At 73.5% G+C, this 24,858-nt stretch carries 29 protein-coding genes; 17 read left to right on the forward strand and 12 right to left on the reverse strand.

Annotation, left to right across the window (positions count from 1 at the left end; all coding sequences use genetic code 11):
* Window positions 1-25: 25 nt before the first annotated feature.
* Together ASG32_RS21980 and ASG32_RS21985 are read right to left on the reverse strand one after the other, a co-directional pair.
* The gene (locus ASG32_RS21980) at window positions 26-1,066 is read right to left on the reverse strand and encodes an AraC family transcriptional regulator (RefSeq protein ID WP_056530689.1); all 1,041 of its coding nucleotides are present in this window, start codon (window positions 1,064-1,066) and stop codon (window positions 26-28) included.
* A 254-nt stretch (window positions 1,067-1,320) separates the two neighbouring features.
* Window positions 1,321-1,500 carry a hypothetical protein gene (locus ASG32_RS21985; protein WP_020095106.1) on the reverse strand — a complete coding sequence of 60 codons (180 nt, stop codon included), beginning with the start codon at window positions 1,498-1,500 and terminating at the stop codon, window positions 1,321-1,323.
* 208 nt (window positions 1,501-1,708) lie between these two features.
* Here ASG32_RS21985 and ASG32_RS34570 point away from each other — a divergent pair, with 208 nt between their 5' ends.
* The 4 genes from ASG32_RS34570 (at window position 1,709) to ASG32_RS22000 (ending at window position 3,310) form a co-directional block, all read left to right on the forward strand.
* Window positions 1,709-1,885 (forward strand): hypothetical protein, encoded by a 177-nt coding sequence (locus ASG32_RS34570; protein WP_020095107.1) that lies wholly within the window; start codon window positions 1,709-1,711, stop codon window positions 1,883-1,885.
* Between the two features lie 36 nt (window positions 1,886-1,921).
* The gene (locus ASG32_RS21990) at window positions 1,922-2,164 is read left to right on the forward strand and encodes a hypothetical protein (protein WP_056530693.1); all 243 of its coding nucleotides are present in this window, start codon (window positions 1,922-1,924) and stop codon (window positions 2,162-2,164) included.
* A 173-nt stretch (window positions 2,165-2,337) separates the two neighbouring features.
* The gene (locus ASG32_RS21995; RefSeq protein WP_056530696.1) at window positions 2,338-2,712 is read left to right on the forward strand and encodes a hypothetical protein; all 375 of its coding nucleotides are present in this window, start codon (window positions 2,338-2,340) and stop codon (window positions 2,710-2,712) included.
* 337 nt (window positions 2,713-3,049) lie between these two features.
* A complete protein-coding gene (locus ASG32_RS22000) occupies window positions 3,050-3,310 on the forward strand; it encodes a hypothetical protein (RefSeq protein WP_056530699.1) in 261 nt (86 codons plus the stop codon).
* 19 nt (window positions 3,311-3,329) lie between these two features.
* Here ASG32_RS22000 and ASG32_RS22005 read toward each other — a convergent pair whose 3' ends face one another.
* Window positions 3,330-3,509, reverse strand: a complete 180-nt coding sequence (locus ASG32_RS22005) for a hypothetical protein (protein ID WP_020095111.1) — start codon at window positions 3,507-3,509, stop codon at window positions 3,330-3,332.
* Between the two features lie 222 nt (window positions 3,510-3,731).
* Window positions 3,732-4,214 (reverse strand): DUF2721 domain-containing protein, encoded by a 483-nt coding sequence (locus tag ASG32_RS22010; RefSeq protein WP_020095112.1) that lies wholly within the window; start codon window positions 4,212-4,214, stop codon window positions 3,732-3,734.
* A gap of 1,009 nt (window positions 4,215-5,223) precedes the next feature.
* Between ASG32_RS22010 and ASG32_RS22015 the strand changes: the two genes are divergently transcribed.
* Window positions 5,224-5,994 carry an outer membrane beta-barrel protein gene (locus ASG32_RS22015; protein ID WP_056530702.1) on the forward strand — a complete coding sequence of 257 codons (771 nt, stop codon included), beginning with the start codon at window positions 5,224-5,226 and terminating at the stop codon, window positions 5,992-5,994.
* 202 nt (window positions 5,995-6,196) lie between these two features.
* On the opposite strand, the gene ASG32_RS22020 is transcribed toward ASG32_RS22015, so the two are convergent.
* A complete protein-coding gene (locus ASG32_RS22020) occupies window positions 6,197-6,790 on the reverse strand; it encodes a hypothetical protein (protein ID WP_056530705.1) in 594 nt (197 codons plus the stop codon).
* Between the two features lie 196 nt (window positions 6,791-6,986).
* Here ASG32_RS22020 and ASG32_RS22025 point away from each other — a divergent pair, with 196 nt between their 5' ends.
* From ASG32_RS22025 to ASG32_RS22060, 8 genes are all read left to right on the forward strand, one after another.
* Window positions 6,987-7,202: a hypothetical protein gene (locus ASG32_RS22025; RefSeq protein ID WP_020095116.1), complete on the forward strand. Its 216-nt coding sequence runs from the start codon at window positions 6,987-6,989 to the stop codon at window positions 7,200-7,202.
* Between the two features lie 41 nt (window positions 7,203-7,243).
* Window positions 7,244-8,248, forward strand: coding sequence for an SDR family oxidoreductase (locus ASG32_RS22030; protein WP_056530708.1), 1,005 nt, complete (start codon window positions 7,244-7,246; stop codon window positions 8,246-8,248).
* Window positions 8,249-8,405: 157 nt separating this feature from the next.
* A complete protein-coding gene (locus ASG32_RS22035; RefSeq protein ID WP_042675167.1) occupies window positions 8,406-8,672 on the forward strand; it encodes a hypothetical protein in 267 nt (88 codons plus the stop codon).
* Between the two features lie 194 nt (window positions 8,673-8,866).
* Window positions 8,867-9,094, forward strand: coding sequence for a hypothetical protein (locus ASG32_RS22040; protein ID WP_244492105.1), 228 nt, complete (start codon window positions 8,867-8,869; stop codon window positions 9,092-9,094).
* Between the two features lie 177 nt (window positions 9,095-9,271).
* Window positions 9,272-9,814, forward strand: a complete 543-nt coding sequence (locus tag ASG32_RS22045; protein ID WP_020095120.1) for a sigma-70 family RNA polymerase sigma factor — start codon at window positions 9,272-9,274, stop codon at window positions 9,812-9,814.
* Complete coding sequence (locus ASG32_RS22050; RefSeq protein WP_056530715.1) at window positions 9,811-10,653, forward strand: anti-sigma factor; 843 nt, start codon at window positions 9,811-9,813, stop codon at window positions 10,651-10,653. The genes ASG32_RS22045 and ASG32_RS22050 overlap by 4 nt, the downstream gene beginning before the upstream one ends.
* A gap of 70 nt (window positions 10,654-10,723) precedes the next feature.
* Entirely contained in the window at window positions 10,724-11,416 is a 693-nt protein-coding gene (locus tag ASG32_RS22055; RefSeq protein ID WP_056530718.1) for a helix-turn-helix transcriptional regulator, read from the forward strand.
* Window positions 11,417-11,553: 137 nt separating this feature from the next.
* On the forward strand, window positions 11,554-11,781 hold the full coding sequence (locus ASG32_RS22060) for a DUF1127 domain-containing protein (RefSeq protein ID WP_020095124.1): 228 nt from the start codon (window positions 11,554-11,556) through the stop codon (window positions 11,779-11,781).
* Window positions 11,782-11,829: 48 nt separating this feature from the next.
* On the opposite strand, the gene ASG32_RS22065 is transcribed toward ASG32_RS22060, so the two are convergent.
* A complete protein-coding gene (locus tag ASG32_RS22065) occupies window positions 11,830-12,849 on the reverse strand; it encodes an NAD(P)-dependent alcohol dehydrogenase (RefSeq protein WP_056530721.1) in 1,020 nt (339 codons plus the stop codon).
* Between the two features lie 214 nt (window positions 12,850-13,063).
* Here ASG32_RS22065 and serA point away from each other — a divergent pair, with 214 nt between their 5' ends.
* On the forward strand, window positions 13,064-14,284 hold the full coding sequence (serA, locus tag ASG32_RS22070) for a phosphoglycerate dehydrogenase (RefSeq protein ID WP_082558002.1): 1,221 nt from the start codon (window positions 13,064-13,066) through the stop codon (window positions 14,282-14,284).
* A 114-nt stretch (window positions 14,285-14,398) separates the two neighbouring features.
* Here serA and ASG32_RS22075 read toward each other — a convergent pair whose 3' ends face one another.
* The 3 genes from ASG32_RS22075 to cysE form a co-directional block, all read right to left on the reverse strand.
* Complete coding sequence (locus ASG32_RS22075) at window positions 14,399-16,393, reverse strand: family 2A encapsulin nanocompartment cargo protein cysteine desulfurase (protein WP_056530724.1); 1,995 nt, start codon at window positions 16,391-16,393, stop codon at window positions 14,399-14,401.
* Complete coding sequence (locus ASG32_RS35675; protein WP_026605239.1) at window positions 16,380-17,777, reverse strand: family 2B encapsulin nanocompartment shell protein; 1,398 nt, start codon at window positions 17,775-17,777, stop codon at window positions 16,380-16,382. The genes ASG32_RS22075 and ASG32_RS35675 overlap by 14 nt, the downstream gene beginning before the upstream one ends.
* Before the next feature lie 429 nt (window positions 17,778-18,206).
* Window positions 18,207-19,079, reverse strand: coding sequence for a serine O-acetyltransferase (gene cysE, locus ASG32_RS22085; RefSeq protein WP_020095129.1), 873 nt, complete (start codon window positions 19,077-19,079; stop codon window positions 18,207-18,209).
* A 640-nt stretch (window positions 19,080-19,719) separates the two neighbouring features.
* Here cysE and ASG32_RS22090 point away from each other — a divergent pair.
* The 3 genes from ASG32_RS22090 (at window position 19,720) to ASG32_RS22100 (ending at window position 21,612) form a co-directional block, all read left to right on the forward strand.
* A complete protein-coding gene (locus ASG32_RS22090) occupies window positions 19,720-19,998 on the forward strand; it encodes a hypothetical protein (protein WP_020095131.1) in 279 nt (92 codons plus the stop codon).
* Window positions 19,999-20,053: 55 nt separating this feature from the next.
* Window positions 20,054-21,304, forward strand: coding sequence for a hypothetical protein (locus tag ASG32_RS22095; protein ID WP_056530726.1), 1,251 nt, complete (start codon window positions 20,054-20,056; stop codon window positions 21,302-21,304).
* A 98-nt stretch (window positions 21,305-21,402) separates the two neighbouring features.
* Window positions 21,403-21,612: a hypothetical protein gene (locus ASG32_RS22100; RefSeq protein WP_056530729.1), complete on the forward strand. Its 210-nt coding sequence runs from the start codon at window positions 21,403-21,405 to the stop codon at window positions 21,610-21,612.
* Window positions 21,613-21,639: 27 nt separating this feature from the next.
* Here ASG32_RS22100 and ASG32_RS22105 read toward each other — a convergent pair whose 3' ends face one another.
* The 3 genes from ASG32_RS22105 to ASG32_RS22115 are packed head-to-tail and all read right to left on the reverse strand — an operon-like array spanning window position 21,640 to window position 24,851.
* Window positions 21,640-22,440 (reverse strand): ABC transporter ATP-binding protein, encoded by an 801-nt coding sequence (locus ASG32_RS22105; protein ID WP_056530732.1) that lies wholly within the window; start codon window positions 22,438-22,440, stop codon window positions 21,640-21,642.
* Window positions 22,437-23,804: an ABC transporter substrate-binding protein gene (locus ASG32_RS22110; protein WP_056530735.1), complete on the reverse strand. Its 1,368-nt coding sequence runs from the start codon at window positions 23,802-23,804 to the stop codon at window positions 22,437-22,439. The genes ASG32_RS22105 and ASG32_RS22110 overlap by 4 nt, the downstream gene beginning before the upstream one ends.
* 33 nt (window positions 23,805-23,837) lie before the next feature.
* Window positions 23,838-24,851, reverse strand: coding sequence for a branched-chain amino acid ABC transporter permease (locus tag ASG32_RS22115; protein WP_244492123.1), 1,014 nt, complete (start codon window positions 24,849-24,851; stop codon window positions 23,838-23,840).
* Window positions 24,852-24,858: the final 7 nt, after the last annotated feature.

Genomic DNA, 24,858 nt, shown 5'->3' on the forward strand with positions numbered 1-24,858 from the left:
GTCCGGGGTGCCGGCCCCGGCCCCCTCAGGCCGCCAGCTTGAGGACCCACTGGTAGAAGTCGGCCCAGGTCTCGGCCTGGGCCGGCGGCTCCGCGGCCGGGGACCGGGCGGGCTCGGCCGCGGCCCGGTCGCGGACGTCCCGGGGGGCGCAGCCGAACTCCGCGCGGAAGGCCTGGGTGAAATGCGCGGGGCTCTCGAAGCGCCAGCGATACGCCACCTCGGAGATGCGGGCGAAGCGCCCGTCGCCGGTGGCGAGGTCGCGGTAGGCGCGGGCGAGCCGGCGCTGCCGGACGTAGCCGGAGACCCCCCCGAGGGGGACGAACAGCCGGTAGAGGGCGCTCCGCGAGACGCCGAACCGCCGCCCGATCGTCTCGGCGGACAGGTCCGCGGAGGCCAGCTCGGCCTCGATGAAGCGCCGGATCGCGACGAGCAGAGGCGCCCGCTCGGGCGGCTGCGTGCCCCCTCCGTCCTCCGGCAGGCCCAGGGTCGCCGCGCCGAGCAGCGCGGCGGTGGCCTCGGCCGCCGCCGCGGCCTCCGGCTCCGAGAACCCGGTCGCGTGCGCGCTCAGGGAGTGCAGGTGGTCGCTGAGCATCCGGCCGAACGGGGTCGCGCCCCGGATCACCGAACCGTGCAGGGCGTCGAGGCCGCTCTGCCGGGATCCGAAGAGCGGGCGCGGCAGCACCACCGTGATGGCCTCGTAGTCCGTGGAGGCGGCGGAGAGCGGCTGCGACAGGTCGAACAGGCAGATGTCGCCGGGGGCGCAGTCCCGCTCCCGGCCGCCGATCGTGACCCGGGACTGCCCGGAGACGCGCATGTGGGCGACGATGTGGTCGACGCCCATCCGGGCGGTCAGGGCCCGCGCGCGCACGAACCGGAGCCCGGAGGCGCGGGCGCTGCAGACGATCGCGGTGCCGAGGTGACGGACCCGGGACTGTCCGCGGAAATCGGGCAGGTCCTCCCGGCGGATCGTGAAATCCCAGAACGGCGCGACGGCGTCGCGCCAGTCGTCGGCCTGACGATGACCCGGGCTCTCGCCCCTGAGCTGCAGGATCGGTTTCGGTCGCATCGCCCGTGTTAGTCCTGACCGAGCGCGGCCCGGTCACGCCGACAATATGGCGATTCTGTCTGCCCAGAAAAGTGGCACTCCGTTCCAATCACCGGACTCCGCGCCGTGCTCCGTCCCGGCGCGGTCGGCGAGAGGCCGGCAAGGGGCCGGCAAGGGGCCGTGAAACAGAACGTCCCGCAGGCCGGGTGGCCGCGGGACGGTGAGTTGCACGGTTGTGAGGATCGAGGGCTTCGACCCTTATGGTTAACCTGCGGTTACCGGCCGCTCGGGGCCGCGCCGCTGCCGGTGGCGCCGTTGCCGGTGCTGTTGTCGCCCGCGGGGGCGCCGGGAGACGAGGTGTTGCCGTTGGGCGTGCTCTGCGCGGCGGCCATCCCGGCGCTGCCGGCAACGAGGGCGAGGGCGAGCAGGGCGGACTGAACGGTGCGGCTGGTCATGGCTCTCCTTGGATCCCGAGCGGGGTCTCGACGCGGGTCGTCACCGTGCCGGCTTGTGCCGACGTCGGTTGGAGAACCGCATCCCGGCGGCGCCCGTTCCCGCCGGGGCCGGGCCGGCGCGAATCGGCCGCAGCGCGCCCGCCACGGTTCGTCGGGAACACCCGCGAGTCCCCCCGGCTTGTCCGAGGGTCGAGACCGGGAGCGTGGCGTGAAGGTGTTCCGGATCATGCAGGCGGCGACGGGCGCGATTCTCTGGAGCGGTGCGGCGCTCGATCCGATGGCCGCCCTCGACGCGATGGCGCGCGCCGCCGGCTTCCGCGACCGCACGCGGATCCCGAACCATCTGCGGGCCGGCGGCCTCCACGTCGAGGAACTGCAGGCCTGATCCCGCCGCGCCGGCGGACGAGTCCGGAGGGAGACCATGACCAAGCTGTTCATCGCGCAGGTGCGCGACGCGGGCGGCGAGCGGCCGCTCGTGACGGTCCGGGCCGAGGCCGAGGGCGAGGCGCGCCTGTTCCTGGCGGCCGCCTATCCGGACGCCGAGATCGCCCACGTCGCCGAGCCCGGCGACTGGACGAGCGACGCCGATACCGGATCCCGGGCCGGTGACATCCGCGAGCATCCCGGCGTCGCGTGGCAGGCCCCGTCCAGCCTGGCGGACTGAGGCGCGTCCGCCGGGCCGCGGTGCCCGTCCCGGCCGCCGGGGCCGGTGCGTACCGGGAGAACCTGAGGAGAACATGGAGAGAACCTGGGAATAGCCTGGGGAGAATCCGGCGGTGTCGACAATTCAAGCGATCCCGTTCACGCGTCCCTAGGGCTCCGCACCGACGGTGGTGCATGCGTTCCGCCGATCCGACACCGCGCCTGTTCGCGGCCGCGGCCGCCCTCACCGGCACCGGGATCCTGATGTGCCGGACCGAGCCGTCCTGGGACGGGATCCTGATCGGCCTGTTCTGCCTCGGGCTCTGGGCCCTCGGCATGTTCGGCACCCTCGCGGCACGGCCTGGCCGACCGGTGCGTTCCGCGCCGCGGATGCGGCCCATCGTGCTGGAGGCGGTCGTCGTCGAGACGCCCCGGTTCCCGCCGGAGCTGCTGCCCGCGCCCAGGCCCCCCGCGGCCCGGGACCGTGCCCTGGCGGGCCCCTCCCGCCTGCCGGAGCTCCCGTCGCACCGGCAGCGCGTGGTCGAGCGCTACACCCGCAGGCGCGGTTGAGCGCGGCGAGGTGGCCGACCAAACCGCGAGCGCGTCGCGACGGCCGACCGGCGCGACGCCCTCGTGGGCGATCCGGAGACGATCCCGGACGCCGACGACGCGGCGGGCGAGGCGGCCTGACGGAGCCAGGGCGGCGTCCGACCGCCGGGCGATGCCCGTCCACGCGGGATTTTGGGGGCGAGCGCGAGAGGCACCGCGCGGGATCGCCCGTGGGCCGGACCGATCTGGTATGGATCGCGCTCGACGCGTCGTACCGAGAGAGGCCGGCGCCCGGGATCCTTGCGCCACGCCCGTTCCGGCGGCGCGCGGGTCCCGTGATCGGACGGGAGATCGCCACATGGCCACGCCCGAGACCCAGGCGCCCTACCGGCTGCAGTGCATGATCCACCGGGAAAGCGCCGGCGGCATCATCATCCACGACGAGCAGATTCCCGGGCCCCTCGTGGAGGCGGCGGTCGCCGCCGCCAAGGCCCGCTTCGCGGAGCTACGCGCCGGCCGCGCGGGCTCGGCGGCCCTGCGGGATTCCGCCGGGCGGGTGGTCTGGTCGGCCCGGCAGGACGCCGCGACGCCCGGCACCGGGGGATCGGCAGGCCGGTAGGCTTCGGACCGACGCGCCGTCAGGTGAGGTGGCGCGGCTCCAGATCGATCACAGGGCCGCCCACGTCGAAGAACTCGTCCTCGTACGGAAGCGCCTCATCCAGCTCCTCGGCCTCGCGCCGCCCGAACGGGATGACCGCGGACAGGATCCCGAGGCAGAGCGCGCCGGCAACGAAGGCAATCAGGATCGCGATGCTCATGACAGAACACTCGGGCGTCGCCGGCGGCGGAGTCGGGCCACGGCGAGACTAAGGCCCGGCTCGCGCACGCCGCAACCGAAATCGCCGCCCGTTCGCGCCGGATCGCCCAGCCCGCACGGCGGGCGCGGCCGCAGCGCGCGGCACGGGCTCGCCCCGCGATCTCCGGAAGATCGGGAGGCCGCTCCCGGTCGCGGAGCGCGTCCGGGCGATCCGGGACGGGCCTCACCGCGGCGTCGAAACCTGATCCTGCTGCCGGTCGACCGCGTCGCGGACGCCGCGGCCGGCCATGAGGATCTCGGTCATGAACGCCGCGATCGCCGCCACGGTGCAGACCAGCGCCGCTCCGAAGCAGGCGAACAGGACGGACGCGGTCGCCGCGTCGCGCAGCGCGCCGACGAACAGCGTGAGCACGGCAAGACCGATCAGGCCGCCCGCCAGCGAGGCCAGGACCACCGCCACGTCCAGCACGAAGGAGCGCCGCCGCAGGAAGGTCAGCCGGCGGGCGAGGCGGCCGGCCTCGGCTTCCGTCGCCCGGGCGGCCTCCGCCGAGAGGCTGTCGACCTTGTCGGAGATCCGGCCGAGGCGGGTCGAGAACACGTTGAGCAGCGTCGCCAGCGCCGACAGCAGGAAGGCGGGCGCGAGCGCCACCTGGATGATGTGGGCGATGCTGTCGGGCTCGGTCGCGCTGAGGGAGAAGCCGAACATCGGCGGGCTACGCGGGCGGACGCGCCGCGCCCCGCCTCCGCCGGTCGCCGGGACGGACGGCGGCGTTGCTCCGGACCGGGCGGATCACCACAGGAGGCCCTCCGCCTGCAGCCCGGCCACGAGCAGGCACAGCGCCGAGAGGAACGCCACCGCGAGATACGGGGCCGGCGTGTCGGTCATTGAGGCCTCCCGGCCGGCGCGGGGCCGGCATCCCCGATCCGGGTCCGGGCCCGGAGGGCCGGCATCGAAGGCAGCGCGACGGGGTGCATGCGCGTCTCCTGAAATCTCCACCGACGACGAGGCCGGCAGATAGGGCCTGCGGCGCGCCGGAAAAGCCGCGGCCGCCGCGCCGCCCCGGCGTGGCGGCGCCTTCTCCACAGGTCGGGAGACCGGCGCCGCGCCGCCGCCGATCCCCCGCGAGATCTGCCGGTGCCGAGGAGATCGATCCGGCCCCGGCGGCGCGCCAAGACCCGGGGATGCGCGATCAAGACTCGGGCCAGTCGGGCGGCCGGTTTCATCTGTGCAGATCCGTGGCCGGACGCGCGAGTGGTGCCCGCACAGAGGCGCGATGGCGTCCGAAAGCCCCGCAATACGGGACGGGATCGCGCGAGATCTGCGGCGCCGCCCGCACCCGCGCGCCCGGGGATGCGCGGGCACCACCCGTAAATTAATGTTAACCGCTCGCGGGATCGCGATCGGGCTTGCGGGCCGCCGACCGGTAGGATTTATTAAACCTCGAAGCTTCCTGGTTGGTCCTGGGAACGTTCACCGACAAACTGAAGCCCCGTCCGCTCGAGCGCGACGGGGCATTTTGTTTCTGGAAACATTCGGATACCGAAGTTCTTCTCGGGCTAGACCAGTCGATTTCGCGATGTGCTCCAGCGCACCCGGCTGTTTCGGGGTCAAAGACCCGATTCCGAGCTGTTGCAGCGATGCACTATCGCCCCGGCACGTCCTGGCGTTCTGTCCGCCCCGCACACATCCCGCCCAACGGGAGACAGAGGACCAGATGATCAAGAAGCTTCGCCGCGCCGCCCCGCCGCCGGTGTTCACCCCCGTCCCGGTCTTCACCTGGACCGGCGCCTACTTCGGTATCAACGCCGGCTACGCCTTCGACGCCAGCAGCAACAACACCAACAGCTTCGGCGTGCCCGCCCCCTACGGCAACGGCACAACCGCCTTCTTCAGCCAGCGCAACCAGGAAGGCTTCACCGGCGGTGGCCAGGTTGGCTACAACTTCCAGTTCACCCCGGGCTCCGGCATCGTCGTCGGTGTCGAGGCCGACGCCCAGTACCTCGACTTCGGCCGCAGCCGGAACAACGCCTTCCTCGTCGGTCCGCTGGCCCCCGGCTACTACGTCACCGACCCGCGCGGCCTCTCCAGCCTCGACTTCTTCGGCACCGTCCGCGGCCGCATCGGCTACGCCTTCGACCGCGTCCTCGTGTACGGCACCGGCGGCTTCGCCTACGGCTCGGGCAGCGCCGACCGCTCCTTCGGCGGCTTCGCCGGCAACGACAGCTTCCGCACCGGCTACGCGGTCGGCGGCGGCATCGAGTACGCCCTGCCCACCGACTCGTTCCTGAACTTCTTCCGTTCGAACGCCGTGACGCTCAAGGTCGAAGGCCTGTACGTCAACCTCGACCGCAACACCCGCAACCAGGGTGCGTTCGTCATCAACGCCGCCAACAACTTCCCGGTGGTGTACAACAACATCGGCCGCCGCGACGACGAGTTTGCCGTCATCCGCGCCGGCCTGAACTACAAGTTCGGCTCGTACTAAGAACCACGCGCGACCGCGCCCCCCGCGCCGCGGGGGGCTGCGTCCCGCTCACCGGGACGGCGCGCGGGCCTCTGGACAGGCCGCATCCCTTCTCGACCTGAGCACCCCAGCCCGATCAAACTGGCCGCTTGAGCCGAGGAGCGTCCCGGGAGCCATTCCCGGGACGTCTTGCGTCGGGGGCGAGGGCCCGCCGCGGCGCGCCTCAGGCGTGGACCGCGTGCTCCAGCTGCGCCTTCGACATCCGCGACCGGCCGGGCACGTTCTGCGCCCGGGCCTTGCGCATCAGCGCGGCCTTGGTCGTTTCCACCTTGCCGGACGCCTTGCCGGACGCCTTGGCGGCAGACTTGCCGGTCGTCTTGCCGGACGTCTTGCCTTTTCCGGACGCCTTGGTGGACTTGCCGTCCTCGCGCGCCGCGGCGGCCTTCTCGGCGGCGGCCTTCGGCTGCTTCGAGAACTGCTTGCCCTTCCGGGTATCGGCGCGCTTCTTGGCCGTGCTGGCGGCGTATTCCGTGTCGGTCAGGCTCTCGCGGGCCTTCTTGGGCAGGTAGCGCTCGCCGGTCTTGCCGCTCTCTTTGCCAGACTTCGTGCCCCACTCCTCGTCGGTCCATTGCTGGAGATGGTTGTCGGCCGACTTCTTGCCGGCGTAGCCGCCGCCCTCCTTCTTGTATTCGGCGGTCGCAATCTGCGCCTTGCGCGCCGACCACTGGCCGGGCTTCCCGCCCTTCTCGGACTTCGTGACCTGCGTCTTGACCTTGTCCCACAGTTTCGGGTCGGTCTTCTTGGCGGTTCCTGACATCGGCGCCTCGTGAAAAAGATTTGGCAGACAACACGGGCCCCGCGGCCGTGTTCCTGCGGCGCGTTCGCCCGGCCCGCACCCTCCCGCACCTCGATTCGCGCACAGCGTCCGCCGCCCCGCGGCCGGGGGCGCCGGATACGCCGGCCGCCTGACGGGTTGGCCCTCAGGGGATCAGGCCCATCGCGAGGGATGCAGCATGGCGGACACGCCGGACGACACCCAGGCCGAGCGGATGCCGCACGGCGAGCCGGAGCGCGCGGGCCTGGCCGACAGCCCCCGCGACACCGCAACCGGCACGGTCAGGCCGCAGGACGGCCCGATGGAGCGGGCCGGCACCGAGAAGGAGGAGGCGCGCCAGGGCGGGACCAGTCTCGGCGCGGAGCGCGACCGGCCGGGCGGAGGCCGGGGCTGAGCGCCGCCATCGAGACAGCACGCGAGAGAGGAAGACGCAGCATGCAGATCCGGCACAAGCCCCTGCGCGAGCAGGTGATCGTCATCACCGGCGCCTCCAGCGGGATCGGCCTCGCCACGGCCCGGGCGGCCGCCCGCCGCGGCGCCCGCGTCGTGCTGGCGGCCCGGAACGGCGCCGCCCTCGACGACATCGTCCGCGACATCCAGGAGCGCGGCGGCGAGGCCCGGGCCGTCGTGACCGACGTGTCCCGCCGCGAGGATGTCGAGGCGCTGGCCGCAGAGACCGTGCGCGCCTACGGCGGCTTCGACACCTGGGTCAACAATGCCGGTCTCTCGATCTTCGGCCGCCTCGAGGAGGTTTCGGACGAAGACCATCGCCGGCTGTTCGACGTCAATTTCTGGGGGATCGTCTACGGCTCGACGGTGGCGCTGCAGCACCTGAAGCGGACCGGCGGCGCGCTGATCAACCTGGGCTCCGTCGCCTCCGACCTCGCCTTGCCGATCCAGGGCATGTACTCCGCCTCCAAGCACGCGATCAAAGGCTTCACGGACGCGCTCCGGATGGAGCTCCAAGAGGAGGGCGCCCCGGTCTCGGTGACGCTCATCAAGCCGGCCTCGATCGACACGCCGTTCCCGGAGCATGCCCGGAACTACATGGCGCAGGCGCCCAAGCTGCCGCCGCCGGTCTACGACCCCGCTGACGTCGCCGACGCGATCCTGTACGCCGCGGAGCACGGGCCCCGCGACCTCTACGTCGGCGGCGGCGGCAAGCTGATGAGCGCGCTGCGCAAGCGGGTCCCCGCGGCGACCGACTGGATGGGCGCCCAGGTGATGTCGCGGAGCCAGACGGCGGGCGCGGCCGGCAAGCGGCGGGACGGCGCCCTCCACGCGGCCGGCCGCGACGGGGCCGTGCGGGGCGGCTCGCCCCACCACGTCATGCGCAGCGCCTACACCCGGGCCTCGATCAACCCGGTCCTGACCGGGATCCTGCTGGCGGGGGCCACCGCGGCCGCGGCCTCGCTGCTGGGCCGCGTCGACCACCGCTAGAGCCCCGCCGCGGCGCCCGCCCCCGCGCGGGCGCCGGCCGGACTGTTTGTTTCTAGACGATGATGGCGGAGGTCAGCCGACATTCAGGCCCGATGACCATTCTGACCGGGTCTTGCGCCGGGCCGAACCGGCGCGGAACCGAACAGAAGGTCTGATGATGATGCACGTGAAGATGATCGCGGCCGCCGCGGCTGTCGTCGGCGGCCTCGGCCTGGCCTCCGCCGGCGCGGCGCCCCTGGCGCCCGCCGGCGCCGATACGCTCACCGGCCCCGCCGCGGTCAGCACTGTGGCGTTCGGCTGCGGCCCCGGCTGGGCGCCCGGCCCGTACGGGCGCTGCCGGCCGATGTACCGGCGGCCGCGCTTCTACGGCCCGCGCTGCTTCTTCCGTCCGACCCCGTGGGGACCGCGGCGCGTCTGCCGCTAAGGTCGCGCAGGCACGCGTCCCGACGCGCGGGTCCGGCGCCGAACCGTGGCCCGACCCGCGGGTTGATCCAGGGGCAGGTCCCGTCTCCGAGGAGGCGGGGCCTGCCCCTTTCCCGTTGACGGTGATGCGGGCCGGCAGCGCCGGGGATGCCACGACCGGGACCGCGGACGGTCCCGCTCCGGTTGGACATGGCCATGGCCCAGGATAAGAGCGGCGGCGCGAACCCCTCGGCGGCGGAACGGGCGGCGGCCGAGCGCGTCGCCCGCAAGCGCCTCGGTCCGGACGGCTGCCCGGAACCGGCACCCGACCGGCGATCGCCGTCCGGGCAGGACCGCGGGAGCGAGGCCGCGGCGCCGGACCGCCGGGCGCCTCCGGGGCGGCCGGTCGCGACGCGCCACCGGCCCGAGAGGCTTCCCGAGTAGCGCCCCGAGTAGCGCCCCGAGTAGCGCCCCGAACATTCGCGTGCCCGGACGCGGGAATAAAGCCCGCCGCCGCCCGGTTCCCGATTGTGTGGCACAAGGCTGCAGGCAGGAGCGCGAGGGCAGGGACCCCATGGCTTCGCAGGCTCTCGAGGGGGCGGGCCCGGCCCGGCCGCCGACATGACGACCCTGGCGCGCGCGCGCTTCAGTCAGCTCGTTCTCCCGCGCCTGGACGAGGGCTACCGGCTCGCGCACTGGCTCACCGGCAACGCCACCGACGCCGAGGACGTGATGCAGGAGGCGTGTCTGCGCGCCTACCGGGCGATCGAGGGGTTCGCCGAGGGCAATGCCCGAGCGTGGTTCCTGACCATCGTCCGCAACACCGGCTATTCCTGGCTGCAGCGGCACCGGCCGCGGGCGGTGGTCTTCGCCGACGACCTCGCCCCCGAGGCCCGCGCCGAGCTGGAGATCGGGGGCGCCCTGACCGAGGTCCCGGAGACGCCCGAGGCGACCCTCATCGCCCGCGACGACGCGGGGCAGCTCGCCCGGGCGGTCGAGGCCCTGCCGGTGGCCTTCCGCGAGGCGCTGGTCCTGCGCGAGTACCACGGCCTCAGCTACCGGGAGATCGCCACGGTGACGGGGGTCCCGATCGGGACCGTGATGTCGCGCCTCGGCCGCGCGCGGCAGCACCTGCTTGCACGGCTCGCGAAGGACGGGCGATGACCGACGACGAGACCCTCCTGCTCCTCAGCGCCTACGCGGACGGCGAACTGTCGCCCGGCGAAGTCCTGGCCATGGAGCGCCGTCTCGCGGCGGATCCCGACGCGCGGGCCCTGGCGGAACGCCTCCGCGACCTCTCGGCCACCCTGCGCGGGCCCCTCGCGGGGCCGCCCGCCCCGGAATCCCTGCGGGCGCGCGTGATCGAGCAGATCGGCTTCACCGACCCGCCTCCGTCGCGCGGCCGCCTCGGAGGCCCGCTCGGGACCCGGCTCGGGTCCTGGGTCGGGACCTGGGTCGAGGCCTGGCTCGAATCCTGGCGCAGATCCCGGCAGGCGCTGGCCGCGACGCTGCTCGTCGGCCTCGTCGGCGGGGCCGCGCTCGGCGGCGGGATCGTCTATCTCGACCGCCCCGACGGCGCCCCGGATACCGGCGCGGCCGTGCTCGCCGGCCATCTCCGCGGCCTCGCGGCGCCCCAGCCCTTCGACGTCGCCTCCTCGGACCGGCACGTGGTGAAGCCCTGGTTCAACGGCCGGACCCCCCTCGCGCCCGAGGCCCCCGACCTGTCCGACAAGGGCTTCCCGCTGGTCGGCGGCCGGGTCGACATCGTCGGCGGAACCCCCGTGCCGACCCTAGTCTATCGCCGCGACAGGCACGTCATCAGCGTCACGGTGGTCCCCGCCGCCGACGGCCCCGGCGCCGGCGAGGAGCGGCGCGACGGGTCCACGCTCGAGCGCTGGCGCCACGGCGACCTCACCTACTGGGCGGTCTCGGACCTCAACCGGCGCGACCTGCGCGCCTTCGCCGACCTGTTTCAGTCCCGGACCGGGGGCCCGCCGGGATAAGGCGGGAATAAGGGACGCCAGTTTCGGGTTATTACTGATATCGTGATGACGATCCGGCGAGGATCCCAGCGTGATCAGTCAATCCCACCTGCACACCCGCAGAGCCGAAACGATATCCGGGATCGGCTCCGCCCAGGAGCGGCGGGTTCAGGCCGGCGGCACCCCGGCCTTCCCGGACCCGACCCTCGTGGAGGCGGCGCTCCATCTCCTGGCGGAGCATCTCGAGCAGGGGCTGGCGGTGGCCGACCGGTACGGGCGGGCCCATTTCCTGAACCGCGCGGCGCAGGCCTTCGTCGCGCGCGGCCTCCTGTGCCTGGAGCACGGCGGCCTGCGCGGCGCGACGCCCGAGGACAGCGCGGGGCTGCGCCGGGTCATCGCCCGCTGCGCCGCGGGCCATCGCGGCGGCTCGGTGCGATTGGAGGGCGCGGGCGGGACGCTCCTGGTCGCCGCCTCGGCGATTCCCGGGACGCTCGGCCCGATCGGCGAGGGCGCGGTTCTCCTGCGTCTCACCGACCCCGGGACCCCGCGCCTGCCGGATCCCGGCATTCTCCAGGACCAGTTCGGCTTCACGCCCGCGGAGGCGGCCCTGGCCGTCGACATCCTGGCCGGGAACGACCTCGCGGCGAGCGCGACGCGCCGCCGGATCACCCGGAACACGGCGCGCGTGCACCTGCGCCACTTGTTCGAGAAGACGGGGACGCGCCGCCAAGCCGAGCTGGTGCGCCTGCTCCTGCTCTGCCCGCAGCCGATCGCGGACGCCTAGCGCGCTCCGGCAAAAATATTCGCGCCGCGCGCCACCCTTAATCCGAACGGAGGATGCGCATACTTTGCATTGAAGCGAGGCTGATCCGGCCGATCGTGGATAAACCACGGATCTTTCGGCGCAACGGAGGCTGGATCATGATCCTCTCGTTCCTGAAATCTGCCCGGAAGAGCCGTATCGCGGCGCGAAATCTTCGCATTCTCTCGGCCCTCGACGACGAGATGCTGAGCGACATCGGCCTCGACCGGCGCACACTCCGCACGTTCTGCGAGAACGGCTGCGCGCACGTGCCGCCGCCGCCGAGCCAGGCCGAGACGCCCCGGGCCCTGATGATACCCGGTGGCCTCGGGATCGCCTTCCGCTGAACGCCCGCCGCGTCGCCCACTACATCGCCTCGGGCCCGGCCGGACCGCTCAGATCTCGACGCAGATCTTGCCGAAGTGGCGGTTGCTCTCCTGGTGGCGGAACGCCGCGACGAGGTCGTCGAGGGGGAAGCGGCGGTCGATGACCGGCCGCAGCCCGCAGGCGTCGATGCCGCGGATCATCTCGATCTGGTGGCGCCGGCTGCCGACCAGCACGCCCTGCAGCCGGATCTGCTTCAGGAGCGCCGGCACCAGCGGCAGCTCGCCCGCGATCCCCGAGAGGATGCCGATCACCGAGACGTGGCCGGCGACCCGCGCGGCGGCCATGGACTGCTCCAGCGTCGCCGGGCCGCCGACGTCGAGGACGTGGTCGACACCGCGCCCGTCGGTCAGGCGCCGGGCGGTCTCGCCCCAGGCCGGGTCGGTGCGGTAGTTGATGACGTGGTCGGCGCCGAGACCGCGCAGGCGCTCCAGCTTGTCGTCGCTGGAGGAAGTGGCGATCACCGTGGCCCCCGCCGCCTTGGCGAATTGCAGGCCGAACAGCGACACGCCGCCGGTGCCCTGCACCAGCACCACGTCGCCGCTCTTCAGGCCGGCATCGGCGTGCAGCGCCCGCCACGCGGTGAGCGCGGCGGTGGTGAGCGTCGCCGCCTCGGCGTGGTCCCAGCCCCGCGGGGCGCGGGTGAAGGCGGTGGCGGGCGCGGTGACGCCCCCGCGGGCGTAGCCGTCGACCCCGTCGCCCGGCACGGTGGCGAAGCCCTCGACGCGCGGCGCGCCCTCCAGCCAGGTCGGGAAGAACGTGCTGACCACTCGGTCGCCCACGGCGAACTCGGTCACGCCCGGCCCCACGGCCTCGACCTCTCCGGCTCCGTCGGACATCGGGATGCGCGGCTCGCTCGGGCCCCACATCCCGTTGACCACCGCGTAGTCGTGGTAGTTGAGGGAGCTCGCCCGCAGGCGGACGGTGATCGCGCCGGGCTCGGGCTCCGGCACGGGCCGCTCGCCGAAGGCCACCTTGTCGAAGCCGCCGCCGGGCTGGACGATGACGGCCCGGGCTGTCGATCCGGTCATGACGCACCTGTCGCTCCGCGGCCTCGGCCGCCGGGAGGCGGACACTGGCAGGCCCCGCGCGCCGCGTCGAGACGACGGGGCCGGGCCGTCCGCCGCGGGGCGGGGGAGGGCGCCCCGCGCCCGCAACCCCTTCCTGCCCGCGCCGCCCTTGCCGCCGCGCCGCGCCGGCGCCAAGGTCGCGGATCGCATCCCGTCCGTGGAGGGAGGACAGACCGTGTCGACCGAGCGCGTCGTTCTGACCGAAAGCATAGCGCCGACAGCGTCCAGGATCTTCACCCAGGCCGGGATCGGCGCCATCCGGCAGCTGTCGCGCGCGGTCAGCCCCGGGGACGCCGGCGAACTGGCCGACGTCACCGTCCTCGGCATCCGCTCGCGCACGCAGGTCACCGCCGCGCTTCTCGACGCCCTGCCCGACCTCGCCGCCATCGGCTGCTTCAGCGTCGGGACCAACCAGGTCGACCTCGAGACGGCGCGCGCCCGCGGCCTGCCGGTGTTCAACGCGCCGTTCTCGAACACGCGCAGCGTCGCCGAACTGACGATCGGCGAGATCGTGATGCTGCTCCGGCGCATCGTGCCGCGCTCGGTCGCGGCCCATGAAGGCGGCTGGGACAAGTCGGCCACCGGCGCCTTCGAGGTGCGCGGCAAGACGCTCGGCATCGTCGGTTACGGCAATATCGGCGCGCAGCTCTCGAACCTCGCCGAGGCGATGGGCATGCGCGTGATCTTCTACGACCTCACCGACAAGCTGCGCCACGGGAACACCGAGCCGGCCGAGAGCTTCGAGGCCCTGCTCGCCGTGAGCGACGTGGTCAGCCTGCACGTCCCGGAGACGCCGCTGACCCACGGGCTGATGGGCGCGGAGCGGATCCGCGCGATGAAGCCGGGCGCCTACCTGATCAACAACAGCCGCGGCACGGTCGTGGACCTGGACGCCCTGGCGGCGGCGCTGCGCGACGGTCACCTCGCCGGGGCCGCGATCGACGTCTTCCCGGTGGAGCCGACCTCCAACGCCGAGCGCTTCGTCTCGCCTCTGCAGGGGCTGCCGAACGTGATCCTCACCCCCCATGTCGGCGGCTCGACCGAGGAGGCCCAGGACCGCATCGGCGCGGAGGTGGCCCGCAAGCTGGTCGACTACGTCCAGACCGGCTCGACGCTCGGCGCCGTGAACTTCCCGCAGGTCCAGCTGCCGCCGCGCCTGTCGGGCGCGCGGTTCCTCCACGTGCACCGGAACGTGCCCGGCGTGCTCGGGCAGATCAACGCGATCTTCTCGGGCCGGTCGCTCAACATCGACGCGCAGTACCTGCAGACGGACGGCGAGTTCGGCTACGTCGTGGTGGACGCGTCCGTGCCGCCGGGCGAGGCGGACGCGGTGCTCCGCGCGCTGCGGGCCATCGACGGCACGGTGCGGACGCGGCATCTCCGGCCGGCGGCGTGAGGATCCGCGCGCCGCGCCGGACGTCGGCGACGGGTCGCGCGGATCCTCACGCCCGCAGGGCAGGGTTCGGCACGGACACGACGCCCCCGCGCCCGCCGGCCGGCGACGCGCCGGTCACGGTCGCGGCAGGGTGTGCAGCGCCCGCAGGAAGGCGTCGACCTCCGCGCGGGTGTTGTAGAAGGCGAGCGAGGCCCGCACCGACTGGTCGACCCCGAACCTGCGCAGGGCCGGCAGGGCGCAGTGGTGGCCCGAGCGCACCGCGATGCCGTGACCGTCGAGGTGGTGGGCCACCGCCGCGTTCGTCTGCCCCTCGATCACGAAGGACATCACGCTCGCCTTCTCACGGGCCGTGCCGATCAGGCGCAGGCCCTTCACGTCGGCGAGCCCGCCCTGGGCGTACGCGAGGAGGTCGTGCTCGTAGGCGGCGATCGCCGGCATGCCGATACCCGCGAGGTAGTCGAGCGCCGCCCCGAGACCGACCGCCCCGGCGATGTCGGGCGTGCCGGCCTCGAACTTCTCGGGCGCGCCCTTGTAGACGGTCTTCGCGAAGGTGACGTCCTCGATCATGTGGCCGCCGCCCTGCCAGGGCGGCATCGCCTCCAGCAGGTGGGTCTTGCCGTAGAGCACGCCGATGCCCGTCGGCCCGAACACCTTGTGGCCGGAGAAGACCAGGAAGTCCGCGTCGAGGGACTGCACGTCCAGCGGCATGTGCGGCGCGGATTGCGCCGCGTCGACCAGCACCGGCACCCCGTAGGCGTGGGCGAGCTGGATGATCTCCCGCACCGGGTTCACGGTGCCGAGCGCGTTGGCCACCTGCGTCACCGAGACGATCTTGGTCCGGCCGGAGAGCAACGCCGCGTACTGCTCGAAGATGATCTCGCCCCGATCGTTGACCGGGATCACCCGGAGCGTCGCCCCGGTCTGCTGCGCCAGCAGCTGCCAGGGCACGATGTTGGCGTGGTGCTCGATGGTCGAGACGATGATCTCGTCGCCCGGGCCGATCTGGGCCCGGCCGTAGGAGTTCGCCACGAGGTTGATCGCCTCCGTGGTGCCGCGCAGGAAGACGATGTCGTCCTTCGTGGGCGCGTTGAGGAAGCGGCGCACCGCCGCGCGGCCGCCCTCGAACAGGTCAGTGGCGCGCGCCGCCAGGGTGTGGGCGGCCCGGTGGATGTTCGAGTTGTGCCGGGCGTAGAAGTCCGCGGTCGCGTCGATCACGGCCTGCGGCTTGTGGGTCGTCGCGGCGTTGTCGAGCCAGACCAGCGGGTGGCCGTTGACGCTCTGGTGCAGGGCCGGGAAATCCCGGCGGACATGCTCCACGTCGAAGGGCGCCGCCACCGGGCTCGAGCCCTGCGCGACCAGGCGCGGCGCCGGGCCGGGATCGCGGGCCGGCTCCACCCGTGGGCTCGCCGACGCCCTGCGGGCCGGGCCGGGTCCGAGGTTCAGGAAGTAGTAGTCGGAGGCCGGCGCCTCGGGGGCCCGGGACAGAGGGCCGGTCCGCGCGAAGCGCTCCTGCGCCGCGTCACCGCCGGCCTTCGACGGGTCGGCCGGCACACGGTGCGGGACGAGCGCTTGGGCGAAGGCGTGGGCGCGGGGATGGTCCGCGGCGATCTGCCGGTGCAGCTCCGGACCGCCGGGCAGGGCGGCCGCCAGCGCCGGGGCGCTGGCGAAGGAGAAATCGGGCAGCACGGGGCGCGGGCTCGCCGGGTGGACCGGCGGGATCGCCCCGACATCGGCGAGGGCCGGGCTCGCGGGTGCGAGGTTCGGCACGGTCGGGCCGGAGAGGCCCGGCAGGCCGACCGGCGGCGCCCCGAAGGAGCGCGCCGCCAGCGCGGAGGCGTCGGGCGGCAGGTCGGCGGGCTGGCCGCCCGCTGGGGCGGAAGGGACGCCCAGGGGCGCACTCGGCAGCGGCGCGCCGCCCAAGCCCTGGGGCAGGCTCTCGAGGGCCTGCGGGACCTGGGGGCCGGCGGGGAGCGCCGGCGCGAAGGGCCGGCTCGCGGCCTGACCCTGCCCGTAGATCTCCCGGGCGAGGCGTCCGACGAGATCCGCGTGGGCCAGCTCGCCCGGGCTCGCCCCGGGCAGCCCGAGGGCGACAGCCTCAGGCGTAGTCATGGTAGTTGCCCAGCAGCACGTTATCGAGGCGGGCGATCGCGTCCTCGACCAGCACGGCGGCCGAGAAGTAGCGGGTCACGAGGTGCGAGGCGATCGAGTGGTCGTTGGTGCCCATGTAGCGCACCGACAGGCCGGGCTCGATCTCGCCGGTCACGCCCGACTTCTGCAGGCCGACCACGCCCTGCTCGCCCTCGCCGACGCGCAGCAGCAGGATCGAGGTGGTCTCGGCCCCGGTCACCGGGTCGAGGTCGATCGGCAGCTTGTCGCTCGGCACCAGCGGCACGCCGCGCCACGTGATGAACGGCGCGCCGAACAGGTGGACGACGACCGGCGGCACGCCGCGGCGGGTCGCCTCCCGGCCGAAGGCCGCGATGGCGCGGGGATGGGCCACGAAGAAGGCGGGCTTCTTCCAGACCAGCGTCAGCAACTCGTCGAGGTCGTCCGGGGTGGGCGGGCCGCCGCGGGTGGGAATGCGCTGGCGCGGGCCGACCTCGCCGAGAAGGCCGAACTGCGCGTTGTTCAGGAGCTCCCACTCCTCGCGCTCCTTCACGGCGTCGACCGTGAGGCGGATCTGCTCGCGGAGCTGGTCGATCTCGTTGGAGTAGAGATCGGTGACGCGGGTATGGGTGTTGAGGATCGTCTGGATGGTCGAGAGGTGGTACTCGCGCGGATCGACCTCGTAGTCCACGAAGGTCGTCGGCAGGCGCGGCTCGCCGGTATGGACCGCCAGGAGCTCGATCCCCTGCTCGCCGTAGGAGTTGGTGTGACCTTTGAGGCGGTCGCGCTCCTCGCGGTACTGCGCGATCTTGGCGCGGATCTCCTCGCTCTCCACCGCGGCGGCGTCGAGGGTCAGGAGGGTCACGGCCGACAGGGCCTTCACGGCCGGGGCGGGCGCGCGCTCACCGGCGAGGCCCGCATCGCCGAAATAGTCGCCCTTCGTGGCGAGCCCCTGGCGCAGGCGACCCTTGTAGGGGCCCGACAGGGTCAGCTCGACGGTGCCGTCGGCCACCACCGTGAGGCTGCGGCCGGCGGAGCCCTCCTCGTGGATCACCGTTCCGGCCTTGTGCCGGCTCTCGGTGAACTTGGCCGCCAGCGCCGCCAGCTCGGCATCGCCCAGCCGGCTGAACAGCGGCACGGCCCGCAGGGAGGCGGGACGGATCACCTTGCCGTCCCCCTTGTCCTCGGCGACGAGATCGATCCGGCCGGGGCGGGCCAGCACGACGGCGCGGCGGTTGACGCGGTAGACCCCGCCCGCCACGTCCACGAAGGGCAGGAGCCGGAGCAGCCAGCGCGGCGTGTTGGCCGCGTTCTGGACCGAGGTGACGGTCGCCGTCGCAAGATTGCGTGCCGCCGTGGCGCTCACGCTCAGACCCGGTCCGCTCATCGTTCGTCCTCACTCCATCCAGGATTTCAGGCGCGCCGCGCCGATCCGCGCGGCGGCGGTGCGCCCCACAGCCTGTGCGGGGCGGACGCAAGTCGTTCCGATCAGAACGCGACGACGATCGCGACCCGAGCGGCCGCACCATCAATCAAATCATGTATTCTCTAGCAGTCCGACAGCCATCGTCGAACGATTGGCCGGGCCGACTTCATCGTTGTTCCGGTAATGTCTGGATAAAGTCTGATTCGCCCAAGGGTCAACGGAATGATGTCCCCATTTTTCGTCGATTCGTAGAAATGGATCCCGTGGTATGCACGACGAACAGGACACGACCGTCCTCAGACAGGCAGGTCAGAGAACTTAATTCTACAGAGTCGCGCCCGGCGGCGGCGCCCGGACGACTTTGTTGTCAGGAAAAATCTTTCGCGCGTCTTAGATGCCGTCTCCGTAGCCGAAGGACTGGTCCATGCTGAGCGCCGGCTCCTCGTCGACGGGCAGGCGCGAGACGACCCGGGCCGGCACGCCCGCCACGGTCGTGTGGGGCGGCACGTCCTGCAGCACCACCGCGGCAGCCGCGACCTTGGCGCCCGCCCCGACGCGGATGTTGCCCAGCACCTTGGCGCCGACGCTGAGCAGCACCCCGCGCTCGATCTTGGGATGCCGGTCGCCGCTCTCCTTTCCGTTGCCCCCGAGCGTCACCGACTGGAGGATCGAGACGTCGTCGGCGATCACCGTGGTCTCGCCGATCACCACGCCGGTGGCGTGGTCGATGAACACCCCCGAGCCGATCCGGGCCGCCGGGTGGATGTCGCAGCCGAACACCTCGGAGATCCGGCTCTGGACGTGCAGCGCCAGGGTCGCCCGGCCCCGGTGCCAGAGCCAGTGGCCGACCCGGTACGCCTCGAGCGCGGCGAGTCCCTTGTAGAACAGGAACGGGTCGAGGTAGCGGCGGCAGGTCGGGTCGCGCTCGCGGATCGCCACGAGGTCGCGCACCGCGTGGGCGCCGGCCTGCGGGTCGGCCTCGAAGGCCGAGAGGCACAGGTCGCGCATCGACAGGCGTGCGAGGTCGCCGTCCCCGAGCCGGTGCGCGAGGCGGTAGGCGAGGGCCTGGGCCAGCGAGCGCTGGTCGAGAATCGTCGCCTGGATGATCCCCGCATAGAGGGGCTCCTCGATCAGGGCCGCCTCGGCCTCGGCGCGCAGGGCGGCCCAGACTTCGGCCTCCGCGGTGCTGCGGCTCGTGATGCGCAGGGGCGGCTGGACCACGGCCATCGTGGCACCCGCGGCGGGCAGGGCAGCGTGATGCATCGGTCGTCGCCGATCACGGCAGGGGGCGGAACGGGCCGGGCCGGCCGCGCTCCAGGGCGTCGTGTCTCTGGACCGTCACGCCCACATTGGCCGGGGCGTCGCCCCGCATCATCGTCCCCGGGGCCATGGTGTCGTCTCCCTCGAATCGGTCGCGGTGGCGGCCCGATTCCGCCGCCGGCGGCGCCGGCGAGAAGTCTCTTCCGGATGCCCCGGTCCGGCGGAGAAGGTTTCGACCGCACGAGCGCGCTGCCGGAGCATTGTTTCGCTAAGTCGTTGTTACAGAATGATATTCAGGCATCGCGCCGGTTTTGGCAAGTCCCAGGAGCCGGCCGTCGCCGACCGGCACCGGCGATCGATCGCGGCCGCGATCCCGGCTTATTTCCGCCGACCCCGTGCTTCTGCTCCGGCTCGCGGCTTCGACGAACAACCTGCGCTGCAAGTCCTCGCCAATTTGGCAGCACATTCTCGGGCCCGGCGTCTACATTGACGGTGTCGACATACAGTCGATGCGGAGCCCGACGGAGGTTTGCCGTGATCACCAACAAGGAACGGTTCGCCCGGATGACTGCGCCGTGTCTGCCGTGTTGCCGCGTCCAAGAGGAGGAGAGCGCACGACATCAGACACGCGAGGCGACCACCGATGCTGACCTATGACACGACCCGGAACACCCGTCCCGACCTGAGCCCCGAACCGGCCGCCGCCCTCGGCCGGGCCCTGTCCCGGAGCGTCCGCTCCCATCCCTCCCACGAACGCGCCGCCCTCGCGAGCGCCCTCGACGACGGCCTGATGCCCGACGAGGTCGCGCAGATCCTCGCCGGCCGCCCGGTGGCCGAGGCCTTCCCGATCCGCTGGGGCGAGAGCCCGGAAGCCTACGCGTCCCGGGCCGTGTCCGAGATGTTCGTCGCCTACCTCCAGTAGGCGCGTCGCTGCCGGCCGCGCCGGCCTCTCCGACCACGAACGATGGAAACCTGCCATGTCGGTCTTCCCCCGCGGGTGGAGGCGCCGGACGGGGACGGCCGCCTGCGCGCTCGCCCTGGCGCTCGCCCTGGCGCTCGGTGCCGCCGGCCCGGCCGCGGCCGGACACCCGCCGAAGGGCCGCGGCGCGGCCGGCGTGCCGGACGTCCCGGCCCGGCTCACGGTCGGGCCGGGCGGACGGGACCTGAGGCTCGCGGGCGATCTCGCGGCCGGGGTCGCCGCGCGGGTCCGGGCCATCCTCGCCGCGCACCCGCGGATCGCCCGGATCCATCTCACGAGCGACGGCGGCCTCGTGGAGGAGGGGGCGGCGATCGGGGCGCTCGTGGCGGCCCGCGGCCTCGCCACCTACGTCCCCGACGCCTGCGCCTCGGCCTGCACGCTGATCTTCGTCCGCGGCCGGACGCGCTACCTCGCGGCCGGCGGGCGGCTCGGCTTCCACGCCCCCTACGAGATCGGGGCGCGGGGCCGGATGCGCCCGGTGGATTCCGCGCCGGAGCGGGCGGCCTACCGGGCCGCCGGCCTGCCGGCGGCCTTCGTGACGCGGGCGCTGGCGGTGCCCCCGGCCGGGATCTGGATCCCGACGGACGGGGAGCTGCGCGCGGCCGGCATCGTCACCGAGGTCGTCGGACCGGACCGCTTCCCCGATTCCACCCTGGACGCGGATCCGAGCGCGGCCGGGGCGCGGGCCGCGATCCTGCGGAACCTGCCGATCCTGCGCCAGGCCGAGGCGGCGGGGCTCGACCCGATCGCCCGGTGGTACCGGGACGGCTCCGCCTCCGGCCAGCCGGAGGCGGAGGCCGCCGCGGGGCTGAGGCGGATGGCCGCCGGCTACCTGCAGCGGCGCTTCCGGGCGGCCGACGACGCCGTCGTCCGCGCCCTGGGCCAGCGGATCCTGGCGACGCTGGAGCGGGCCGGCGCGGGGGACGCGGCGGCCTGCGGCCTCCTCGCGGCCGGCGACCTCGTGGCGCTCGACGCGCGGCTGCGGGCCGAGCGGCCCGCGTCGCACGGGCTCGCCCCGCTCCTCGCCCGGACACGGGCCGCGCGGCCGGACGGGGCGGCCGCGCCCGCCGCGGACCCGGGCACCGCGCGGTCGATGGCCGCAGCGGCGGCCCCCTCGGGCGACTGCGCCGCCCGGATCGCCGCGACGCGGCGCGCCCTCGACCTTCCGGCCCGCGAATCGGCCGCCGCGCTGCGGGCCCTGTTCCTCGCGGAGCCGCAGCGGATCCTGGCGAGCCGCGACGGGCCGTAGCGGCCCGCCGACCCTCGACACGCCGCGCCGGCGCCTATCTTCGCACCCGCGGCACGCCCCGGACGGGCGCCGGCCGCGGGGAGACGGGGGTTCGACGGATGCCGGATTATCGCCTGCGCGGGGCGGTCCGTGGCGAGGATGGCGAGATCGGCGCACCGCGCGTCGACGAGGTGCTCACGGCCGCGGACGCGAAGGAGGCGGTGCGCCTCGCCAACAGCCGCTCGCTGACGATCGAGGACGACGCGGTGAACGCCCTGTGGCTGGTCGACGCCCACGGTACCCTGCGCCGGGCCGACCGGGACTCCTGACGCGAGGCCTGACGCGGGCCGGCACCGTCAGCCCGATGCGCGGCGGCCCGTCTCCGGCAGCGCGGCGGCCCCGGCATCGTCGGCGCCCCCGAGATACAGGGACCGGACGTCGTCCCGCGCCCGCAGGGACGCGGCGGTGCCGGCCAGCGCGCTGCGCCCGTTCTCCAGCACCACGGCGTGGTGGGCGTGGCGCAGGGCGAGGCGGACGTTCTGCTCGGCCACCAGCAGGGTCAGACCCTCGGCGCGGTTCAGGCCGGCGAGCACCCGGTAGATCTCCTCGACCACGCGGGGGGCGAGCCCCATGGACGGCTCGTCGAGGACGAGCAGCCGGGGCCGCCCCATCAGCGCCCGGCCGATCGCCGCCATCTGCTGCTCGCCGCCCGAGAGCAGGCCGGCGGCGACGCCCCGCTTCGCGGCGAGCCGCGGGAACAGGCCGTAAACCCGGTCCAGATCGGCGCGCACGCCGCCGCGGCCCGTACCGCCCCCGAGGCCGCCCGCCACGAGGTTCTCCTGGACGCTCAGGCTCCGGAAGCAGTGGCGCCCCTCCAGCACGCCCACGAGCCCGGCGCGGACGAGGACGTCGGTCCGGGTCCGCGTCACGTCGCGCCCGTCATAGGCGAGGCGCCCGGCCGTGACCCGGCCGCGCAGGGCCGGCAGCAGGTTCGACACCGCCCGCAGCAGGGTCGTCTTGCCGGCGCCGTTGGCGCCGACCAGGGCGACGATCTCCCCCGCCCGGACCGCGAGGTCGACGCCGTGCAGGGCGTGCACCGCCCCGCCGTAGACGACCTCCAGGGCCTCGACCTGCAGGAGGGGCGGCGCGGCACTCACCGGGCCGCCGCGGCGGCCTGCTTGCCGGCCGCGTCCGCGGCCTCCTCCGCCGCGCAGTCGCGCGGGGTGATGCCGCGCTCCTTGGCGTAGGCGGTCGCGGAGGCCTCGATGAGCGGGCGCAGGCTCGCCCAGTCGGGGGCGATCCAGTCGGACACCACGGTCCACTTCGCCCCGTCCCATTGCTGGAAGGTGACGCGGCCCTCGCCCTCGTGGTTGGCGCAGGTGACGTTGATCGAGTGGAACAGGCCCTTGGCGCCGAGCGCCGCCACCCGGGCCTCGTCGAGGCGCAGGTGCTCGAAGCCCCAGCGCACCTCGTCGCCGGTGAGCGTCCGCTGGCCGAACCGCGCTTGCGCGATCCGCACCGCCTCGACGTTGAGGATGCCGTTCAGCACCCCGAGATTGTGGTAGACGCTGCCGATCCGCTTCCGGTCGGCGAGGTTGCCGTTGCCGGCCGCGTAGACCCTGCCGACGACCTCCTGGATCACCGGGTAGGCGGTGCCCGAGGCCTGGGTCGTGATGGCGACGTAGCCCTTGGCGGCGTCGCCCGCCGGGATCACGTCCTCCTCCGAGTTCGACCAGACATTGCCGACGATGCGGTCGGCCGGGAAGCCGGTCTTCTGGGCGGTCTTCAGGGCCACCGGGTTCATCACGCCCCAGCCGCGCAGCACCACGAAGTCGGGCCTCAGGCGCCGGATCGTGAGCCACTGCGACTGCTGCTCGTTGCCGGGATGGGGCACCTCGATCTGCGCGACGGTGAAGCCGTACCGCTCGGCGAGCCGCGCGTAGATCGGGATCGTCTCCTTGCCGTAGGGCGAGCCGTGGTAGAGCACCGCGACGGTCTTGCCCTTCAGCTTGTCGAGGCCGCCCGCGCGGGTGCCGAGATACTGGATGATGCCGCTCGTCTCGCTGTAGGGGTTGAGCAGCAGCGGGAACACGTAGGGGAAGACGCGCCCGTCGGTTGAATCGGTCCGGCCGTGGTTGATCGTGATCAGCGGCACCTTGTCGGCGGTGATGCGGTCGATCATCGCGTAGGCGATGCCCACCGAGAGCGGGTTCCAGGCGGCGATGCCGGGCCGGGACTTCAGCCGCTCGTAGACCTCGACGCCGCGCTCGACCTCGTACTGGGTCTCGCCCTCGCTCCAGGTGAGCTTGACGCCGTTCACCCCGCCGTCGCGGGCGTTGATCAGGTTGAGATAGTCGATGAAGCCGCCGAAGAAGCCGGTCCCGCCGGCCGCGTAGGGGCCGACCCGGTAGCTCTGGAGCGGGAAATACTGCTCGTCGGCCCAAGCGGCCCGGGGGGCCGCGCCGGCGAGCGCGACGGTGCCGGCGAGGAGCGCGGCGCGGAGACGAGGCGTCAGGGGCATGGTCGTCCTGGGGTTGGTCGGGCGGGGAGGGGATCAGGCCGCGCGGCGGCCGAGGCGGCGGCCCGCCCGGTCGAGGAGGGCGGCGAGGCCGGCGGGCTCGCGGATCAGCACGGCGACGATCAGGGCGCCGAGCACGACGCGCTGGACCATCTCCAGGGTGCCGGAATCGAACCCGTCGCCGAGCAGCGCCGCGCCGAGGCGAGACAGGAGCAGGGGCAGCACCACGATGAAGCCCGCGCCCAGGAAGGCGCCGCGCAGGGTGCCGAGGCCGCCGATGATCACGATGAACAGGATCTGGAAGGAGCGGTCGAGGTTGAACCCCGCCGGCTCGACGGTGCGCAGATACGCGAAGGCCCAGAGCGCCCCGGCGATCCCGATCACGAAGGACGAGGCCGCGAAGGCCAGGAGCTTGGTCCGGGCGACCCGCACGCCGACGAGGCGGGCGGCAGTCTCGTTGTCGCGGATCGCCACGAGGTTCCGGCCCGTGGGCGAGGTCACGAGCCTCCACGCGACGAAGGTCAGCAGCGTGACCACCGTGAGCGTGACCAGGTAGCGGCCGCGCGGGTCGTCGAAGGACAGGCCTGCCACCGCCAGCCGGGGGGCGGTGACGATGCCCGATGGGCTGTCGTCGGAGATCCAGCCGATCCGGTTCAGCGCCCAGGCTACGAAGAACTGCACGGCGAGCGTCGAGACCGCGAGGTAGAAGCCCCGCAGGCGCAGGGCCGGCAGCCCCGCCACCAGCCCGGCGAGCGCCGCCACGAGGCCGGCGAGCAGGAGCGACGCCGGGAGCGGCAGGCCGGGCAGGCGCAGCGACAGGTTGAAGGCCGCGTAGGCCCCGACCGCCATGAAGGCGGCCGAGCCCAGGGAGAGCAGCCCGGCATAGCCGGTGAGCAGGTTGAGCCCGAGGCCGGCCAGCGCCAGGGCCAGGAACGGCGTCAGCAGCGCCTCGAACAGGTAGCTCGTGCCGGTGAGCGGAAGGATCCCGTAGGCGAGGACCAGCAGGGCGCCGAGGCCGAGGGTCCCGGTGGGCAGGTGCGGGCGCGGCACGGCGCGG

Source organism: Methylobacterium sp. Leaf361, assembly GCF_001424445.1.
Taxonomy (GTDB): Bacteria; Pseudomonadota; Alphaproteobacteria; order Rhizobiales; family Beijerinckiaceae; genus Methylobacterium.